Raw genomic sequence first — 19,465 nt, 5'->3', positions numbered from 1 at the left:
CTGTTTTCTCAGCACACATCATTACCGATGATGCGGGAATTGTAGATGTTAATCAGTGTCAAATTGAGCTATCACACAATTCACGAAATCATTCAAGTAATATTGAATTAACACCTGCATGTAATTTATTTAACCAATTGGAGTTTTCTGTACCATTATCTTCGGAAGATGGTTTAAATAGTTATGCATTTCAAATAAAAAAGCCTTTGATTATGCATGATTATTTTGCTGTTGCAGCGAGTGTGCAATATCAACCAAAACAGAATGAGACTTTGGAACAGTGGCAATTTAATGTGCCATTATCACTATATCTTGCTGAAAGTTTACAGTTGGATGTGAACATGGGATGGACTCAATCTGATCATCATTTAGATAAGATGTGGAGTCTGGCATCTACATATAACTTCAATGAACTCAATAAGTTGAGTTTAGAATTCTACAAGTCTGATTCAGACTCGGTTACATCTACACAGCTTGTATATCACTATCAAATCATACCAGAAAAACTATCTATCTATACCTCATATGGGCAAACGCTACAGTCTAAGCCTCCCTCATGGGTTGGTATTGGCCTAAGCTGGGCTTCTGCTTCCTTCTAAATTTAGTTTACATCCTTACATAAAAGTTGGTTTTACCTTTGGTAAAGCTAAGAGATTTCTATTGTCTAAAGTAGGAGAATCGACATGATTCGCAACCTCTGGCAACAAATATTTTTACGTTTTTTGAAAAAATTTCATCTAACACAACATTTTTTAAAAGCTACATCGCTACGTGAATTGCAACAATCTAGTTATGCGCAACAGGTTGGAGAACAACTTTCACAAAAATTGAAACATGATGCATTGAAAGACAAAGAGGAACTTTTTATAGATTTAAAAACTCACTCTGATGGATTATATGAAGATGAAGTTGATAGTCGTCTTCAAAAATATGGCATTAATGAGCTGAATCATGAAAAGCCATTGCAATGGTGGCAACACCTTTGGTACTGCTATAAAAACCCTTTCAATATTTTGTTAACGATTTTAGCAATTATTGCAGCATTGACTGAAGACACAGAAGGTACAATCATTATTTCTATTATGGTGATTTTATCGACTTTACTACGTTTTTGGCAGGAAGCTAAATCTAATAAAGCTGCGGATACTTTACGGTCAATGGTGAGTAATAAGTCTCACGTAATACGCAGAAGAAAGGATACTAAATCAACACCATTAGCAACTGATGTTGATGATTTAGGACAATCTAAGACTATTGAAATTCCAACAAAATATTTGGTTCCTGGTGATATTATCAAACTTTCAGCAGGTGATATGGTTCCTGCAGATTGTCGAATTATATTTGCAAAAGACTTATTTGTTTCTCAAGCAACAATGACTGGCGAATCAATGCCTGTAGAAAAATTTGCAACGCATTTACAGCAAGATGTAAGTAATGCGATGTCTTTGGATAATATTGTTTTTATGGGAACCAATATTGTCTCTGGTACTGCAACCGCAGTTGTACTAACAACAGGAAATCAAACATATTTTGGTGCTATTGCTAAAAGAGTAACGAATAATGATCGTGTGACAACTTCATTTCAATTGGGGGTTAACCAAGTTAGTTGGCTGTTAATTCGCTTTATGTTGGTTATGGCACCCATTGTATTATTCATTAATGGATATACAAAAGGTGATTGGTCTGAAGCACTGTTATTTGCTTTGTCTGTAGCTGTTGGTTTGACACCTGAAATGTTACCCATGATTGTGACTTCAACCTTGGCTAAAGGTGCAGTCTTTCTGTCGCGTAAAAAAGTTATTGTAAAGCGGTTAGATGCAATTCAAAATTTTGGTGCAATGGATGTTCTTTGTACAGATAAAACAGGTACATTAACACAAGATAAAATTATTTTATCTAAGCATATTGATGTAATGGGAGATCATTCTGATCATGTACTTTTATTAGCATATATTAATAGTTACTATCAAACAGGATTGAAAAATTTACTTGATGTTGCAGTGCTAGAGCATGCTAATACAGAAATAAAAATGGAGAAGCTTCGCTATAGTAAATTAGATGAAATCCCTTTTGACTTTGAACGTCGACGGATGTCGGTTATTGTTAATACACCACAAAAGAACGTTAGAATTATTACGAAAGGCGCAGTTGAAGAAATGCTTCAAATTTGTAGCCAAGTAGAAATTAATCATAAAATTGTTGATTTAACTCCTGAGCTTATTCATAAAATCCAAAAGAATAGCCAAAGCTATAATCGTGATGGATTGCGTGTTATTGCCTTGGCATATCTTGATGTTGAGTCTCAAAAAACCGACTTTTCTGTTGCAGATGAAAGTAATCTAATATTATGCGGGTTTTTAGCATTTTTAGACCCTCCAAAAGATAGTTCACGTCAGGCAATAAAAGCTTTAGATGATCATGGTGTAACAGTTAAAGTTTTAACTGGAGATAATGAATATGTTACACAAAAAGTTTGTGCGGATATTGGTCTAAAAAGCGCCAAAGTTATACTTGGTGATCATATAGATGAGATGGATGATCAGGCTCTTAAAGAAGCTGTTCAAAAATATCATATTTTTGCCAAATTAAGTCCATTGCATAAAGAACGAATTGTCATACAGCTCAAGCAAAATGGACATGTTGTTGGATTCTTAGGTGATGGTATTAATGATGCTGCCGCGTTAAGAACAGCAGATATTGGTATTTCTGTAGATACAGCTGTAGATATTGCGAAAGAGTCAGCCGATCTTATTTTACTTGAAAAAAGCTTAATGGTATTAGAACAAGGCGTTTTAGAAGGAAGACGAACATTTGCTAACATGTTGAAATACATAAAAATGACGGCAAGTTCAAACTTTGGTAACGTTTTTTCTGTACTGGTTGCTAGCGCATTCTTACCTTTCTTACCTATGTTACCAATACACTTATTGCTACAAAACTTACTATATGATGTATCTCAAATTGCAATTCCATTTGATAATGTTGATGAAGAGCTTTTAAAAGAACCTCAACGTTGGCAACCAAAAGAAATTGGTCGTTTTATGATCTTTTTTGGTCCAATTAGTTCGATCTTTGATATATTGACTTTTGCTCTTATGTGGTATGTTTTTTCAGCAAATACAGTTGAGAATCAAACATTATTTCAATCGGGTTGGTTTGTTGTTGGTTTGCTCACCCAAACACTTATTGTACATATGATTCGTACATCAAAAATACCTTTCATTCAAAGTCGCGCTGCTTTGCCACTTATTGTAATGACGGTCATTATTATGTGTATTGGTATATTCTTACCAATGGGACCTTGGGCGGAATACGTTAAATTACAAGCATTACCACTTCAATACTTTATTTACTTACCACTCATTTTATTGGCTTATATGCTGTTAACTCAAATGATGAAGAGTTTCTATGTTAAGCGTTATGGTTGGCAATAAGACATATGAAGTTTCTAGAGTATATTCATATTGATAAAATCGCAGATACTTTTTTAAGTCTATTAACAGCCTTTATATTAGGTGGTTTAATCGGATTTGAAAGACAGTATCGGCAACGAACTGCAGGCCTGCGCACCAATGTTTTGGTTGCGTTAGGCGCTGCCATCTTCGTAGATATTGCAGTTTCGTTACATGGGAGCGATGGTGCTGTTCGAGTAATAGCTTATGTTGTATCTGGCATCGGTTTTTTAGGAGCTGGTGTCATTATGCGGGAAGAAGGTAATATTCATGGTTTAAATACTGCTGCAACTTTATGGTGTTCTGCTGCAATTGGTGCTGCTGCAGGTTCTGACTTAATTGCAGAAGCTATATTAGCGACTATATTTATTCTTGCTGCAAATATTTTATTGCGTCCAATTGGCCATGCAATTGACCGTAGACCTTTAGATGATGAATCTGAACTTCTAAATGTTATTTATATCATTTGTGATAGGAGATTTAGTAAGCAGGTGATGGATAGATTAAATGAAGCTTTAAATCGGTACAATTATCCACCACAAGATATTGAGGTTGATCTTTTTGGTGAGGAGGATGTGGAGATTGCAGCAACTTTAATTGCAACATCAACAAATGCTGAGGATATTACTCAAATTATCAAATTATTAAATGATATGCCAGAAGTGAGACATGCTTATTTAGACAAGAATAGTATAGCTTAATTAGGCATAATTTTAATCACGTTTATCAATACCTCCAAGTTGTTAATGTAACTTTAGAGGTATTGATAGGGGTTTGAACTTCTAATATTTGTGCTTCATGTTCGCGCCAATCACCTAAAACAATTCTTTTTTTCCCATTTACATCATGAATTTGGGGGCGGTGAGTATGACCGTGAATCAGTAAATCTACTTGCTTCAAAGCATCTTCTACAGCATGTTGATTCACATCCATAATGTCATAAGACTTTGATTCTTTAGTTTCGGAACTTTTTTTACGAAAGCCGTTGGCAAGTTTTTGTCTAAAACTTAAAGGCATACTTTTTAAAAAGCCTAAAAGTAGCGGATTGCGAATAACTTTACGAAACTTTTGATAAGAGACATCATCTGTGCAAAGTAAGTCGCCATGTTCTAGGCGAATTTTCACATGAGAAAGTTCTAAATAATCGACATCTTTTAATAAGTGACCATTAAATTTATTTAAAAATTTTTGACCAAGTGCAAAATCCCGATTACCAAATTGGAAATAAATTTCATTTCCAGATGCATTAAATTTTTGCAGTGCTAAAACAATTTCATCTAGCCATGGGGCGCTGTAATCATCGCCAATCCAAGCATTAAACCAATCACCAAGAATATAAAGTTGTGTGTTTTTATTTTCGTATTCTTTTAACAAATCCAAAAACCCTCTAACAAGTAGAGGGTGATCGGGTGACAAATGTAAATCTGAGATAAACAGATAGGTCACGAATCGATTCCTTTTTAGAATCTCCCTAAATCCCTCTTTATAAAAGAGGGACTTTCTCCTCCCTTTAAAAAGGGAGGTCGGGAGGGATTCTTATTCAGAAATGATTTTAGCAGATTCGATTACAACGTTCTCTAAAGGAACATCTGCATGGTAACCACGGTTGCCAGTACGAACGCCTTTAATTGCATTCACAACATCTAAACCTTCAGTTACTTTACCAAATACTGCATAACCCCAACCTTGAGCAGTTTTGCCAGAGTGGTTAAGGAAACCGTTGTTGCCAACGTTAATGAAGAATTGAGCAGAAGCAGAGTGAGGTGCTTGAGTACGCGCCATAGCGATTGTACCCAAATCGTTTGTTAAGCCGTTGTCAGCTTCGTTTTCGATTGCATCACGTGTTGCTTTTTCTTTGAAGTTTTCATCCATGCCACCGCCTTGGATCATGAAACCATCAATTACACGGTGGAAAATCACGCCATCATAGAAACCGTCACGAACGTATTCTAAGAAATTAGCAACTGTGATAGGTGCTTTTTCAGCATTCAGTTCAAGAACAATACGGCCTTTATTGGTGTTTAATTCAACTTGAGGAAAACTCATTGTGTAATCTCCTTTACATGGACATGAAAGCCATGGGTTTTTTGGTTGTGAGAAGCATAAGCAAACTGTAAACTACAAGGCAAGTAAAAACGTTATTTTCTTTGTTAAAAATACAGAAAAGCGTTTTAATTATCCAATTTTTTATTTTAAAAGTGATTTTACTACTATGAAGCCAAATGATGTTGTTTCATCTCTGCCGAACAATCCGACACCAAGTAACAATGCCTCTGTCGATGCTGTGCAGCAAGAACAACAGCCAGGCTTGGACTTTGTACGTCAAGTCATTACAGACGATTTAGAAGCTGGCCGCGCACAACAAGTTGTAACACGTTTCCCGCCAGAACCAAATGGTTACTTGCATATTGGTCACGTGAAGGCAATTTGCTTAAACTTTGGTATCGCAAAAGAGTTCGAAGGTTTATGTAACCTTCGTTTTGACGATACAAACCCAGATGCCGAAGAACAAGAATATGTTGATGGTATTGCCAATGACGTGAAATGGTTAGGTTTCGAATGGAATGGCGAACCACGTTATGCATCTAGCTATTTCGATCAGCTTTATACATGGGCTGTTCAATTGATTCAGCAAGGTGATGCTTATGTAGATTTGCAAACTGCTGAAGAAATTCGCTTAAACCGAGGTAACTTTGTAGATCTTGGTAAAAACTCTCCGCAACGCGATGCAACTATCGAAGAAAACTTAGCGCGTTTTGAACAAATGCGTAATGGTGAGTTAGGTGAAGGACAAGCTGTTCTACGTGCCAAAATTGATATGGCATCTCCAAACATCCATATGCGTGATCCTATTTTGTACCGCGTACTTCATTCTGAACATCATCAAACAGGTGATAAATGGAAGATGTACCCAATGTACGACTATGCGCATCCATTATCAGATGCCATTGAAGGCGTAACGCATTCACTTTGTACATTAGAGTTTGTCGATCATCGTCCATTTTATGACTGGGTTGTAGAGAAAGTTAAATCTCCTGCTGTTCCACATCAGTATGAATCTAGCCGTTTAAATGTCGATTACACCATTACTTCTAAACGTAAGCTTCGTAAGCTTGTAGAAGGTGGCTTTGTAACTGGTTGGGATGACCCTCGTATGCCTACAGTTGTTGGTATGCGTCGTCGTGGTTTTACGCCAGAAGGTTTACGTGATTTTTGTAAGCGTGTGGGTGTAACCAAAGTTGATGGCAGTATTGTAGATGTTGCAATGCTTGAATACTGCATTCGTCAATCTTTAGAAAATACCGCAGCGCGTGGTATGGCGGTGTTAAATCCACTTAAAGTGACTTTAACGAATTTGCCTGAAGCGATGGATTTGGTTCATTCACGTCATCCAAACGTAGATATGGGCGAACGTGTTATTCCGTTAACATCTGAAATTTATATCGATCGTAAAGACTTTGAAGAAGTTCCACCAAAAGGTTTTAAGCGTTTAACGACAGATGGTGAAGTACGTTTACGTCATGCTTATGTGATTAAGTGCGATGAAGTGATTAAAGATGAAAATGGTGAAGTGGTAGAACTTAAATGTTCAATTGATCCTGAGACTTTAGGTAAAAATCCTGAAGGTCGTAAAGTAAAAGGTGTTGTACATTGGGTTTCTGCTACTAAAGGTATTCCTGCAGAAGTTCGTATCTACGATCGTTTATTTACAGAGTCTGATCCTGAAGTGGGTGGTGACTTCCTTGCAAACTTAACGCCTGAATCACTTAAAGTGGTTCAAGCGGTAATTGAGCCTGCATTGGCACAAGCAAACCCTGAAGATCGTTTTCAGTTTGAACGTGAAGGTTACTTTGTAGCAGATCAACATGATCATACAAGCGGAAAACCTGTGTTTAACCGTATTTTAGATTTAAAAGATAGTTTTAAACCTGCGAAGTAATTTCGTGAAATAAAAAAACCGCCTAAATGGCGGTTTTTTTATTGAGAAAAAACTTAAAATTACCGATTTTTGTGGTCTTGTTCTTTTAACTGAAAATAAGCTGCAAGCTGTGCTTTTTGCGCTTTGGCTTTTTCACGTAACTTTTTCTTAATATATAAAACTAAGGCTAAGCATGTTGTGGTCACTGTAAGCATCATGCTGTTCATATAACTCATAACTGAACTAACGTAGCCAATAGTTGTTAAGCGATTCATCATCTTAATGACTTGTGGACTGCTTTCTACACCTGTAATTGCCCACGTACATAAGTGTTCGCAGTTATTAATAATAAGATGATAGTTATTTTCATGCATGCGGCTACGCATACGGCGTACCACTTTACGACCTGTGTATCTAGGGTTGTCGTATTTTTGGACTTTTATAGGTTTCCCGAAACTGAACTTGTCCATTGAGGTGATTTCAATAGGGTGTTTTTTAAAAAAATGGGCAAAACCTGAATAATGAATGACACGCCCACGACCAGCGTAAATCCCGTGGTGGGTATAGCCAAAGTGGGTAACAATGAGATGAGACCCTAATGGAAATCGCTTTTTCTGCTGTTGCATTGACGTATTTACCAATAAAGTTACAAATGTATTTTAAGTTGATATTTTACAGCGTTTGATTTCAGATTACGATAGCGCCATGCGAATACAAACATCATGATACAAATGCCACAACTCACAATAAAAAAGAAAATTCAGAAAATTGTATATGGCGTAATTTTAGCGACTTTGTCGAGTACATTACAAGCCGAGTTTCAGACATGGACGTTTAAGAGTAACGATATTGATATAGATGTGATTTTTCTATCAAATAGCAAAAATTTAAAATTATTTTTAAAAAACCCTGAAAATGGGTCAATGTATAAAACATTTCAAAATGTAGAAAATAGCCTAAGCAATTGTGAGGGAGTTAATTTTTTGATGAACGCAGGAATGTTTCATTCAAATTATGAACCTGTAGGGTTGTATATAGAAAAAGCGGAAGAAAAATATTCAATCAATACACAAATTAAAGGATTTGGTAATTTTTTGATTCAACCCAATGGCATATTTGCATGGAATGAAAATAAATTTGATATCTTTACTACGCAAGAATTCTCTCAATCATTAGAAAAATATCAATATGCCACTCAGTCGGGTCCAATGTTGATAATGAATGGACAGATTAATACTCACTTTGTAAAAAACTCAAATTCTTTGAAAATTCGTAACGGTGTGGGAGTTAATGAGCAGGGTATCTACTTTGTGATTAGCAATAAGAAGATTAATTTTTATAATTTTGCAAATTTTTTCAAAACAGAATTAAACGTCAATAAAGCACTTTATTTAGATGGTTCAATATCTGCCGCCCTAATTCCTCAATTAGGACGATATACGCAATACCGCTATATAGGCCCAATGATTGCAGATATCGACGGGACTCAATGTTTAATGGGGAAATAGGGCTTATTTGCTGAGTTCTAGAATAGAGTTTTGAGAAGCGCAAAGTTGAGTCGCTGTTTTTGGATCCATCTGGCTAATTTTTTCTTCAAAATCCGTTTTTCTTTGTGCTAATTCCTCTTTGGGAACACCTAACTTTTTACCAAATTTCTCCATTTTGTTCCAAGACTCTTGGCACTCGCTTGGCATTTTGCTGCAAGCCGTTAAAGATGCAAGTGTAATCCCCATACCTAGTAAAATGAGCTTTTTCATATTTATCCTTAGTCTTTTTTATGTGTTTATTTTAAGCACTTTAATTAAATCATAAAAAACGAAGATATGTAAATTATCTAAAACATGAGGATATGAATTCTGCAGATATCTTTAGATAGACCATAAAAAAAAGGTATTTAGTCTTAGACTAAATACCTTCTTGGTCATTCTTCACTACTATTGTAGTGGTAAATGCTGAAGTTCATTTAACTCTTTACGGCTATAACCTCGAGAGGCTAAAACCTTTTTAATGCCGACAATTACATCTTCATCTGTTGCTTTAGATAAAGCTTCAATTAATTGTTCATTTGTCTTACAAGAGCAATCATTTTCAACACAAGAAATTTGGTTCTTATGTTCGTTGTGTTGTTCATTCGAGAACAACTTTTGCCAAAAACTCATAGAGCCTTCATACGCAACCTAACATAGATCGAAATATAGCCAAATTAAAAAATAATGCAAGTCCTGTTGATAGATTATTTCACCACTTGAACGGGTTATTTTTGTAACATTGGCTTAAAGAGTAGACAGTTTTTATGTTTTTACGTATCTATAATTATAAGTTATTCATTTATATGAAATAAAAAAGAGGTGTGGATTTACACCTCTTTGATGACATTACTATTTCATGAAACAAATTGTTTAAATTTTTTCAAGTAATACGCCAGATTCTACATGATGTGTATATGGGAACTGATCGAACATTGCAAATTTAGTAATACGATGTGTTTGACTTAATAATCCAAGATTGTCATTTAAAGTATCGGGGTTACATGAAATGTAAATAATGCGTTCAAAGCGCTGTAATAGCTTTAAAGTGTCATCATCAATACCTGCACGTGGTGGATCTACAAACACAGTATTGAAGTCATAGCTTGAAATATTTATTTCAGCTTCTTCTAAGCGTCTAAATTCACGTTCGCCATTGTAGGCTTGAGTAAATTCTTCAGCAGATAAACGTGCCACTTGAATGTTGTCTATTGCATTCTTTTCAATATTCCACTGTGCTGCATATACAGAAGACTTTGCAAGTTCTGTCGCCAATACACGGTTAAACTTTAAAGAAAGCGGAAGGGTAAAGTTACCATTCCCACAATAGAGTTCTAATAAGTCTTTATCTGTTTTTTCTGCACAATTACATGCCCATTCAAGCATTTTTTGACACACTTGAGCATTTGGCTGAGTAAAGCTACTTTCAATTTGTTTGTATGCAAATTTGCGGTCAAAAACTTGTAGTTCTTCTACCACATAATCTTCAGTCAAAATAACTTTTTGACCACGGCTACGACCAAAAATTTTGATATTAAGCTGTTCTGATAATGCTTTTGCTGCAATTTCCCATTCTTCTTCAAGTTTGCAATGGTAAATAAGCGTGACAAGCATTTCACCGCTTAATGTCGCAAGAAAATCGACTTCAAATAAGCGTTTTGCAAGAATAGGTTCTGCTTTTAAAGCTTCGAGCAGTTTTGGCATTAATAGGTTAATGCTTAAGTCTGTAATTGGAAATTCATCAATACGGACAACTTGTTTTTGATTGTCTTCATCGCGCTCAAACATTGCATAAAACATATCATCATCTGTATGCCAAATACGGAATTCTGCACGCATACGGAAGTTTTGTTCAGGTGATGCAAATACTTCTAATGAGGGAGGATTAAATTCGGCAAATTGCGCTGAAATACGTTCAACTTTTGCTTCAAGTTGTTGCTGATAAGATGAAGTCATAATGCAGTAAAAATCACAGACATGTTCAAAACAGGGATGTTAACAAAGTTTGCAGTTGAACACTAAAGGAATTGGTAAAAATCTCGAAAAAACTGTGTGTGCTAGGTTGTTTGGAAGTTAGGTTGTGCAATAACTTTATCTATGTATTGTATTTAAGTACACGTTGTATTTTAGCTAGAGATATTTGATATGTAATAATCTTGAGCATGATTAGGTGTTTGGAAATAAATATTAAAACTTGCACTTACACATGGGTCAATTTTACTGTGTTTTTTATAGATAGTTTTGAATTGGTCTATGTAGTGGTTTGTCCATTCTTTTTCTGTCGGAAAGCTGTTTTGGGGCTTTAGTGTAGCGTATAGGGTCTGTAGCTCATCCATGATTTGGCTAACATCTGGGTTAAATAGCCATAGAATGATTTCTTTATCTTTTAATGCGGTCGTTTCATATTTACCTGTTGGCGTAGTGGGGCTGACCTTATAGAGTTGACTTTCTTGACTGTAGAGAAGTTGGCTAATGTTGAGTTGATGATGATGTTCTATTTCTAGTTCTCTTATTTGTCTTGAGATGTGGAGGCATGTTGGGAGTTTGTTTGTATCTGAATCTGCACTATGTACAAAAAGTTGTATCGCTCTATCTAGTAAATAATGTTCGCCTACGCCTGTGAGTATGCCTTTTTTCCAACTATAAAGTTTGCTGTCTAGGTATTCTTTGTATTCGCTTGGATTATCTTTGTCTATTGATATGAATTTATTATCTGCGACAACGATAGCACTATCTTTTAGTTGAATTGCTGTAATAAATGTCATATTTTATAAGTTATTAATTAAATAAATCACAATTATATATAAAAATATTAAATAGGTCTCTTTTATGGCTGGTAGTACTGAAATTATTATTTCCCCTGAAGGGATTACAGTGAAAACGGCAGGCTATGCCAAATTTTTTGCTTCTGAGCATGTTTTTGAAAATGGTGCTAGTCAAAGTTTTCAGCTTCCAATACTTCCTGAAGCTTTTGGTCATAATTTAAAATTTTTATGTACTGATGACGATGGCTTACCCTATAAAAACATACCTTATACCGCTGTTTATCCGAGTGGTGCTGAGGTTAAAGGGGTAACAGATGAGGAGGGATATACTGAAGAGTTTAATTCAGGGGATAAAAAAGATATTAAAATTCAGTTGGAGTTAGACTGATAATATGACACAAGAAAAAAAATATTCAGTTGGAACAACTTCTAAGAATGAAAATAATGTTCAACATATAAAAATTTCAAGAAAGAAAAAGTTATTTCTTTTGTTCTATACCACTAAAAATAGAAGAGGGGATAATTTTATGTATTTTGCAGCAAAAACGAGAAGATATAATATAGAAAATGCTTCTTGGTTTAATAAAGATGAACACTTAGTTTTTAATGTTCCTATTCAAGATATAGCTGAAGTTGTTAAGACAGTTCTTAGCTCTATAGAAAAAAGAGGTGGAGTAGGTAAAGTTGTTGTTAAAGAAATCAGTATTTTTTCACATGCTTGGTTTGATGGACCAACAGGGTCAGCCATATGTACGATGGCTCCTGAAAGTGAAAAACAAATGAAAATAGATGGTGGATGGTCTAAATTAGAAGCTCACTGGGCAACTGATGCTCGTTTCGTAATGTTTGGTTGTAATACTGCATCTGATGATCCTCAAGCTACTAGATCTTTTGCTGAGGATATATCTAAATCTCCTAACTTTAGAGATGTTGAAATATGGGGGCAAACAGGACCTGCAAAACCTTCATTTTATCCAGATAAAAGGGATAGTAGTGCTTTGAGGAATGTAGGAACAGGTTGGTCTGTTAATGCTACATATATGGTAGCAGGAACAGATGTGGATGGTTTTGCTGCAACAAGAGGGGTTCCATTAAATTCCCCTACTCCATTACCTATGAAAAAATATGTAAATGGTGTGCAAAAAGGAAAAATATTTCAAAGCCAGTTTAATGACCACAGGAAAAATTAAAATATTTAGATTACATTTTTGTTAAATAGGAATCTTAAGTTGAAAATTTTTTTTTTAATATTTATTATGATAGGTGTAGTTATAGTTCTGATAAAAACATTTCCTTATGAATATAAAATGAGAGTTAATATTCAGGTTCATGAGAAAATAAAAAGAGATGATTTAAATATTATAATAAATACATATGGTTATATTCTTAATGGTTATGAAATAAAAGAACGTGTCGGTTTAACAGATAAATATAGGCGAATTCAAACATGAGGTGCGACAGTTTCAAAAGCCTTATGATAATCAACAAGCTGAGCAAACTTCTCTAATGGTGTAAGCCAATCTAACGCTTTTCTAGGACGAGTATTCAGTGACATGGCAACTTGATTTAAATAATGCTGATCTGCCTGGTTTAAATCAATCCCTTTAGGTAAATATTGCCTAATTAAACCATTCATATTTTCGCATGTGCCTTTCTGCCATGGCGAATGTGGGTCACAGAAATATACATCTATGCCTAAATCTTCTTCGAGGATTTTATGTTCTGACATCTCACGTCCACGGTCATAGGTCAACGTTTTACGCAGTTCTGCAGGTAAATATTTCAGAGCTTCAGTTAAAGCCTTGCGCACGGATTCTGCCTTTGCATCAGGTAATGTTGCCAAGATACAGAGCCGTGTATTTCGTTCAATAAGTGTTGCTATCGAACTTTTATTGTCTTTACCTTTAATTAAATCGGCTTCCCAATGACCCGGTATTTTTCTTTCTTGAACTTCGGCTGGGCGCTCATGAATAGTTTTAATATCCTGTAATATAGAATCTTTTTTAGGTTCACCGTTAGCTTTTCGCTTTTTATTTTCATGACGCAGACAGGATAATAAGTCTTTTTTCAACTCACCCTTTGGTAATGCTCGTATAGTTGAGTAAATCGTTGTATGGCTTACATTCATTGTTTGATCCAAATCAGGAAATGTCTTTAAACGCTTTGCTATTTGCTGAGGAGACCATAAACAACGGATCGCTTCAACAATAAATTTCCAGAGGATTGAATCGATTTTGAGTTTTCTGTGACCACGTCTACGTCTAGCGAAGGTGTTATCAGAAGCATATTGAGCTTGATAAACGTCATTGATGCTATTTCTTTTAAGCTCACGATAGATCGTACTAGGATGTCTTTTAATGAGTTCAGCAAATTTTCTGGGTGAAAAGCCTTCTTTTCTTGACTCAAGCATTAATGCAGTACGATCTTCAAAGTTAAGATGATGGTATGACAATTTTATATACTCCATAAACCCTTTAAATTAATTAGGTGGTTTATGTCGCACTTCAAGTTTTACTCTGCCATATTATCTTATATAAAAAAGGGAAGATTGAGGACTATAAAAAAAGCGATTTAAATAAATATAGTGATTATATTATTTATGCCAAATATGGAAATAAGTATGCAAAAATGAAATATACAAATCATTTAGTTATGGGGGGGGATGAAACTATAATAAATATAAATATAAATATAAATATAAATATAAATATAAATATAAATATAAATATAAATATAAATATAAATATAAATATAAATAGAATGAATACAATTAATTATCTATCTTCTGTTGGTGTTCTAGAAGAGGATTTAGCATTAGGTTTAGAGCAAGAGGACATTTTAAGAAGGATTAATGATACAGCTTTCAAAGATTTAGAAGACCACAGGGGAAGTCCTCATGATATGAAAATGTTCAGCTATTTAGACCAAAAATAAATATTTATAGTGGAATTAAGTTTTACTATGCCAAAATATTTTTACATATAACTAAGTTATAGAGAATTCATAAAGGATAGAGAGATTCCATATTATTTATATGCTTATAATTTAATAAAAGTGAAGTGGTTAAATCAAATTATATTATATTTTTAGTAAATGAAAGTCTCACAATAACACAATATAAGCCATCGAAGCACAAGGCAAAACAAATTTCTGTCAGTATTAGCGGAGACCTTTTGTTTATTGGTAGTGCTTTGGATATTGGTGTTGCTTATGATGATTGGATACTTTTTGTATCAACCTCATCAGGTGGAGAAATTGACCCAAGTAAAGTACCTCATTTGGCTACTGGTGTAGATACTCAAAAATTAGCAGAATTGGTAAATAATAGTGATTTATTTGTAGACCCTAAAAATGATATTCAATAAAAAAGCCTATAACAATAAAGTTATAGGCTTTTCGCTTTTATATGAAATGAATTAATTCATAGTCATTAAGCTTGCATTACCACCCGCAGCAGCAGTGTTAATACTAATTGCACGTTCAATCACAAAACGTTCTAGTGGAATGTTGTAGTCACCTGAATTTAAGTGAGTAATACCAACAATCGCACCTTTACGGCTTGCAATTTTCTTCTGTAATTCAAGTAATTCAGAAGCATCATTATGATGTAATACTGCTTCAAAATCGCCAGTTACAACGTCAGTTACAACCTTAATATTATCAATTACAGCTTTTGGCATACTAGACATATACTTCAAAATAAATGTATTTTCCGCAAGAACAACCGCTTGGCTACCTACAGCAAAAATAGAAAGTAACTGTTGAATTTGGTCTCGTTCATTCGTTGCTAAAGACAATACACGTTCACGTGGCACAACAACATATTGGTTGCTTTCACCAGTAGGGCCGTGTAATTCATAGCTATTGCCTACACAGAATGCTTGAGGCATTTGCAATTCATATTGTGGGAACGTTTTTTGCGCCCAAGTTTTGAATTGTTCCAATACAGAACTATTGTCTGTTAATGGTGTAATTTCGCCTGTTGCATATGGTGTAGCTAACTTTTTACGATCACAGTTTTCCATTAAGCGATATAGATAAATCGGGCCACCAGCTTTAGGGCCAGTACCAGACAAGCCTTCACCACCAAACGGTTGAACGCCAACTACAGCACCAACAATGTTACGGTTAATGTATAAGTTACCTACTTGAGCCTTAGTAACTACAGATTGAATTGTTTCATCAATACGAGTGTGCAAGCCCATAGTTAGGCCATAGCCTTTAGAATTAATATGATCTAAAAGTTGTTCTAATTGACCGTATTTATAGGTAATTAAGTGTAGAACAGGACCAAATACTTCACGTTCTAAGTCATCAAGGTTTGGAAGCTCAATTAGTGTTGGTGGAACGAAAGTACCATTTGTAAGATCATCATGATTTGCATTACGCATAAGTTGATGAACTTTATGACCTTTAGCGCTCATTTTTTCAATGTGCTTGCTAATAATACCTTGAGCTTCAGCATCAATTACAGGGCCAATATCTGTTTTAAGTAAACCAGGATTGCCCACACGTAGTTGTTGCATTGCACCTTTAAGCATTGTAATTACGCTTTGAGCATTATCTTCTTGAACACACAATACACGTAAAGCTGAACAACGCTGACCAGCACTGTCATAAGCCGAGTTCACAACATCTAAAATAACCTGTTCAGTTAAAGCAGATGAGTCAACGATCATGGCATTTTGACCACCAGTTTCCGCAATTAACGGAATAGGCGTGCCATTTTTACTTAAACGGTTAGCAACAGTTTTTTGCAAGATTTTTGCAACTTCTGTAGAACCTGTGAACATGATGCCTTTAATGCGGTCATCTTGGCTAAGTTGTGAACCAACAGTTTCACCACGACCAGGAACAAGCTGTACAACAGATTGTGGTACGCCCGCTAACCATAAAATACGAATCGCTTCAGCTGCAATTAACGGTGTTTGTTCAGCAGGTTTTGCAATAACGGTATTACCCGCAACAAGTGCAGCGGCAATTTGACCCGAGAAAATCGCAAGCGGGAAGTTCCAAGGACTAATACATAACACTGTACCTAATGGTTCAATGTTTGTATTTTTGTCTAAATCGATGATTTGTGAAGCGTAATAACGTAGGAAATCTACAGCTTCACGTACTTCAGCAATCGCATTGGCAGATGTTTTACCACTTTCACGGCTAAGAAGGATCATGAGCTCTTGTAAGCGTGATTCCATGATGTCAGCAGCACGTAATAAACAACCTGCACGAACATCTTTATCTGTGTTAATCCAATCGCTTTGTGCATTTGCAGCAGTATTTAAAGCCACATCAACTTGAGCAGAAGTTGCTTCATAAACTGTACCTACAACATCATTATGATTTGCAGGGTTAATGATGTTAAGAGCAACAACAGATTCATCTGCAACAATTTCTTTGCCTAAAGGTGCGGCATTCCATTGATGAGATTGTAGTTTAGTTGCAGTCGCATTCAGTTCTAGCAAATCTTTATCGTTCGCAAGGTCTAAACCTGAAGAGTTTTTACGGTTAAAGCCGTATAAATCGATAGGGAAAGGGATGCTAAGATGTTTTTGACCAACTTTGCCTTCTTTACGCTGTGCTTCTGTAATCGTTTGGCGAGGATTTTCAATTAAATCTTCAACTTTAAGATTTTTATCTGCAATACGGTTTACGAAAGATGTGTTTGCACCATTTTCGAGTAAACGACGTACAAGGTATGCCAATAGTGTTTCGTGGTTACCTACAGGTGCGTAAATACGGCAAGGAACGCCTAATTTATTTTCGTTTTTAGGACCTACAACTTGTTCGTATAGTGGTTCACCCATACCGTGTAGGCATTGGAACTCATATTGACCAGAGTAGTATTTAGCAGGATCAGCCATTTGGTAAATGGTTGCCAAAGATTGCGCGTTGTGTGTCGCAAACTGAGGGTAAATATGCTCTGGTGCAGCAAGTAGTTTTTTAGCACACGCGATATAAGACAAGTCTGTATGCACTTTACGTGTGAAAACAGGGTAGTCCGACATACCTTCGATTTGCGCTTTTTTAATTTCGCTATCCCAGTAAGCACCTTTAACCAAACGAATCATTAAGCGTTTTTCGCTACGTTTCGCTAGATCGATAATATAATCTACAACGTAAAAACAACGTTTTTGGTAGGCTTGAATGACAAAGCCAATACCTTTCCAATCTTTAAGTTTTGGTTCGAAGCAAAGACGTTCCAAAAGTTCTAAAGAAATTTCTAAACGATCTGTTTCTTCAGCATCAATGTTTAAGCCAATGTTGTATTGTTTTGCCAACAATGCAAGGTTATAAACTTTGCTATATAGCTCATCATGAACGCGGTCAATTTGCGCACGTACATAGCGAGGGTGTAAAGCAGAAAGCTTAATTGAGATACCTGCGCCATCATAAACGTCTTTATCGGCAGCAGCTTTACCAATGGCATGAATTGCATTGGTATAGTCTTGGTAGTAACGTTCTGCATCGTGATCTGTTAATGCAGCTTCACCAAGCATATCGTATGAATAACGGAAACCTTTTGCTTCAAGTACTTCGGCATTTTGTAATGCTTCGCCAATGGTTTCGCCTGTAACGAATTGTTCGCCCATCATACGCATAGCAACATCGACTGCTTTACGGATAATGCCACGGCTTGAACGTGCAAGTAAGCCTGTTAAAACACTGCTTAAACTTGTTTGTTTTGGTGTTTCCATCAACTTGCCTGTAAGCATTAAGCCCCAAGCAGCAGCGTTTACAAACATGAGGTTACTATTACCTAAATGTTCTTTCCAGCTGCCTTGATTGATTTTGTCACGAATAAGTAGGTCACGAGTTGCTGTATCTGGAATACGTAACAATGCTTCCGCAAGGCACATTAATGCAATGCCTTCTTGAGAAGAAAGAGAGAATTCTTGAAGTAGACCCTGAACGATACCAGCCTTGCCATTAGAACCTTTACGTTCACGTAATGCATGCGCAAGTTGGAAAGCAAGATCTTGAATATTGCCATTTAGTTCGTCTGAAAGTTCGCTATGTGCAAGTAAGTTTTCTACACAATCGCTTTCGTCAATACGCCAAGCAGCATTGATTTTTTCTTCGTACTCATTCTTTTCACGAAACTGAGAGATATATTCTAAATGGGGTTTTGAGCTATCAATTTGAAATTCGTTTTCAGTGATATTCATGTCAGCATCCTGTGACTACAAAAAATAATAGGTAAGAAACCAGATATAATTTATGATTACAGAAATTTTGACGAACAACTCACTATAATTTTTCTATTTTTTAGAGAATAATTCTGATGACAAACCATGTTTCAACCCTAGATCGCATAGATATCAGGATGTTAGATATTCTACAAAACGATGGGAAAATTTCAAATATTAAGCTTGCTGAAGCTGTTAACTTGTCGCCTACCGCGGCTTTGGCTCGTGTGCAGAAGCTCAAAAAGGAAGGTTATATTATAGGGTATGGAGCTAAGCTCAATCCAGATAAATTGAATTGTAGCTTTGTGGTGTTTGTGGAAATTCTTCTCGATAAGACGACGCCTAATGCACTGGATGGTTTTTCAGATGCTGTGGTTCATTATCCTGAAATTGTAGAATGCCACATGATTAGTGGTGGTTTTGACTTTCTTGTAAAAATTCGATGCTCAAATATGGAGGAGTTTCGGAAAATTTCAGGTCAGGTGCTATGGCAATTGCCAGGTGTAAAAGAAACCCGCAGTTATCCTGTGATGGAAGTGATTAAAGAATCGAGCCAAATTAAACTTAAAGTACAGCCAAAACCTGTGGTTTAGCTATTTTTTAAAGCAATAAA

At 35.6% G+C, this 19,465-nt stretch carries 19 protein-coding genes; 10 read left to right on the top strand and 9 right to left on the bottom strand.

The genetic code is table 11. From position 1 onward, the window contains the following. From A6M14_RS14055 to A6M14_RS01325, 3 genes are all read left to right on the top strand, one after another. Positions 1–599 (top strand): hypothetical protein (locus A6M14_RS14055; protein WP_171500223.1); only part of this gene is annotated, 599 nt, incomplete at its 5' end. Between the two features lie 84 nt (positions 600–683). After that, positions 684–3,434 carry a magnesium-translocating P-type ATPase gene (gene mgtA / locus A6M14_RS01330; protein ID WP_152873005.1) on the top strand — a complete coding sequence of 917 codons (2,751 nt, stop codon included), beginning with the start codon at positions 684–686 and terminating at the stop codon, positions 3,432–3,434. A gap of 5 nt (positions 3,435–3,439) precedes the next feature. After that, on the top strand, positions 3,440–4,153 hold the full coding sequence (locus A6M14_RS01325; RefSeq protein ID WP_152873003.1) for an MgtC/SapB family protein: 714 nt from the start codon (positions 3,440–3,442) through the stop codon (positions 4,151–4,153). A gap of 25 nt (positions 4,154–4,178) precedes the next feature. On the opposite strand, the gene A6M14_RS01320 is transcribed toward A6M14_RS01325, so the two are convergent. Beyond that, the gene (locus tag A6M14_RS01320; RefSeq protein ID WP_188110831.1) at positions 4,179–4,898 is read right to left on the bottom strand and encodes a UDP-2,3-diacylglucosamine diphosphatase; all 720 of its coding nucleotides are present in this window, start codon (positions 4,896–4,898) and stop codon (positions 4,179–4,181) included. Between the two features lie 90 nt (positions 4,899–4,988). Beyond that, positions 4,989–5,498, bottom strand: coding sequence for a peptidylprolyl isomerase (locus A6M14_RS01315; RefSeq protein ID WP_152873001.1), 510 nt, complete (start codon positions 5,496–5,498; stop codon positions 4,989–4,991). 166 nt (positions 5,499–5,664) lie between these two features. Here A6M14_RS01315 and A6M14_RS01310 point away from each other — a divergent pair, with 166 nt between their 5' ends. Further along, on the top strand, positions 5,665–7,392 hold the full coding sequence (locus A6M14_RS01310; RefSeq protein WP_152872999.1) for a glutamine--tRNA ligase/YqeY domain fusion protein: 1,728 nt from the start codon (positions 5,665–5,667) through the stop codon (positions 7,390–7,392). Positions 7,393–7,451: 59 nt separating this feature from the next. Here A6M14_RS01310 and A6M14_RS01305 read toward each other — a convergent pair whose 3' ends face one another. Then, on the bottom strand, positions 7,452–7,997 hold the full coding sequence (locus A6M14_RS01305) for a lecithin retinol acyltransferase family protein (RefSeq protein WP_152872997.1): 546 nt from the start codon (positions 7,995–7,997) through the stop codon (positions 7,452–7,454). Between the two features lie 105 nt (positions 7,998–8,102). Between A6M14_RS01305 and A6M14_RS01300 the strand changes: the two genes are divergently transcribed. After that, positions 8,103–8,879 carry a phosphodiester glycosidase family protein gene (locus A6M14_RS01300; RefSeq protein WP_171500222.1) on the top strand — a complete coding sequence of 259 codons (777 nt, stop codon included), beginning with the start codon at positions 8,103–8,105 and terminating at the stop codon, positions 8,877–8,879. A gap of 3 nt (positions 8,880–8,882) precedes the next feature. On the opposite strand, the gene A6M14_RS01295 is transcribed toward A6M14_RS01300, so the two are convergent. The 4 genes from A6M14_RS01295 to A6M14_RS01280 all read right to left on the bottom strand — a co-directional run bounded on the left by A6M14_RS01295 (position 8,883) and on the right by A6M14_RS01280 (position 11,662). Continuing rightward, the gene (locus tag A6M14_RS01295; protein WP_152872993.1) at positions 8,883–9,128 is read right to left on the bottom strand and encodes a hypothetical protein; all 246 of its coding nucleotides are present in this window, start codon (positions 9,126–9,128) and stop codon (positions 8,883–8,885) included. Between the two features lie 177 nt (positions 9,129–9,305). Then, positions 9,306–9,530, bottom strand: a complete 225-nt coding sequence (locus tag A6M14_RS01290) for a hypothetical protein (RefSeq protein WP_152872991.1) — start codon at positions 9,528–9,530, stop codon at positions 9,306–9,308. 240 nt (positions 9,531–9,770) lie between these two features. Continuing rightward, the gene (trmA, locus tag A6M14_RS01285; RefSeq protein WP_152872989.1) at positions 9,771–10,853 is read right to left on the bottom strand and encodes a tRNA (uridine(54)-C5)-methyltransferase TrmA; all 1,083 of its coding nucleotides are present in this window, start codon (positions 10,851–10,853) and stop codon (positions 9,771–9,773) included. Between the two features lie 170 nt (positions 10,854–11,023). Then, a complete protein-coding gene (locus A6M14_RS01280) occupies positions 11,024–11,662 on the bottom strand; it encodes a hypothetical protein (protein WP_152872987.1) in 639 nt (212 codons plus the stop codon). 64 nt (positions 11,663–11,726) lie between these two features. Between A6M14_RS01280 and A6M14_RS01275 the strand changes: the two genes are divergently transcribed. Beyond that, positions 11,727–12,050: a hypothetical protein gene (locus tag A6M14_RS01275; RefSeq protein ID WP_152872985.1), complete on the top strand. Its 324-nt coding sequence runs from the start codon at positions 11,727–11,729 to the stop codon at positions 12,048–12,050. Between the two features lie 4 nt (positions 12,051–12,054). Next, positions 12,055–12,852: a hypothetical protein gene (locus A6M14_RS01270; RefSeq protein WP_152872983.1), complete on the top strand. Its 798-nt coding sequence runs from the start codon at positions 12,055–12,057 to the stop codon at positions 12,850–12,852. Positions 12,853–13,103: 251 nt separating this feature from the next. Here the strand turns inward: A6M14_RS01270 and A6M14_RS01265 are convergent, their stop codons facing one another. Beyond that, positions 13,104–14,129, bottom strand: coding sequence for an IS30-like element ISAba125 family transposase (locus A6M14_RS01265; RefSeq protein ID WP_005103844.1), 1,026 nt, complete (start codon positions 14,127–14,129; stop codon positions 13,104–13,106). A gap of 20 nt (positions 14,130–14,149) precedes the next feature. On the opposite strand from A6M14_RS01265, the gene A6M14_RS01260 reads away from it, so the two are divergent. Next, positions 14,150–14,596 (top strand): hypothetical protein, encoded by a 447-nt coding sequence (locus tag A6M14_RS01260; protein WP_152872981.1) that lies wholly within the window; start codon positions 14,150–14,152, stop codon positions 14,594–14,596. A 239-nt stretch (positions 14,597–14,835) separates the two neighbouring features. Beyond that, on the top strand, positions 14,836–15,027 hold the full coding sequence (locus A6M14_RS01255; RefSeq protein ID WP_152872979.1) for a hypothetical protein: 192 nt from the start codon (positions 14,836–14,838) through the stop codon (positions 15,025–15,027). A gap of 51 nt (positions 15,028–15,078) precedes the next feature. Here A6M14_RS01255 and putA read toward each other — a convergent pair whose 3' ends face one another. Continuing rightward, on the bottom strand, positions 15,079–18,831 hold the full coding sequence (putA, locus tag A6M14_RS01250; protein ID WP_152872977.1) for a trifunctional transcriptional regulator/proline dehydrogenase/L-glutamate gamma-semialdehyde dehydrogenase: 3,753 nt from the start codon (positions 18,829–18,831) through the stop codon (positions 15,079–15,081). A 116-nt stretch (positions 18,832–18,947) separates the two neighbouring features. Between putA and A6M14_RS01245 the strand changes: the two genes are divergently transcribed. Then, complete coding sequence (locus A6M14_RS01245; RefSeq protein WP_152872975.1) at positions 18,948–19,445, top strand: Lrp/AsnC ligand binding domain-containing protein; 498 nt, start codon at positions 18,948–18,950, stop codon at positions 19,443–19,445. Positions 19,446–19,465 lie beyond the last annotated feature (20 nt).

Origin of the sequence: Acinetobacter portensis, assembly GCF_009372215.1 — a bacterium.
Lineage (GTDB): Bacteria > Pseudomonadota > Gammaproteobacteria > Pseudomonadales > Moraxellaceae > Acinetobacter > Acinetobacter portensis.
Note: the sequence above shows the minus strand (reverse complement) of the source record. Positions and strands in the feature narration are given on the sequence as shown.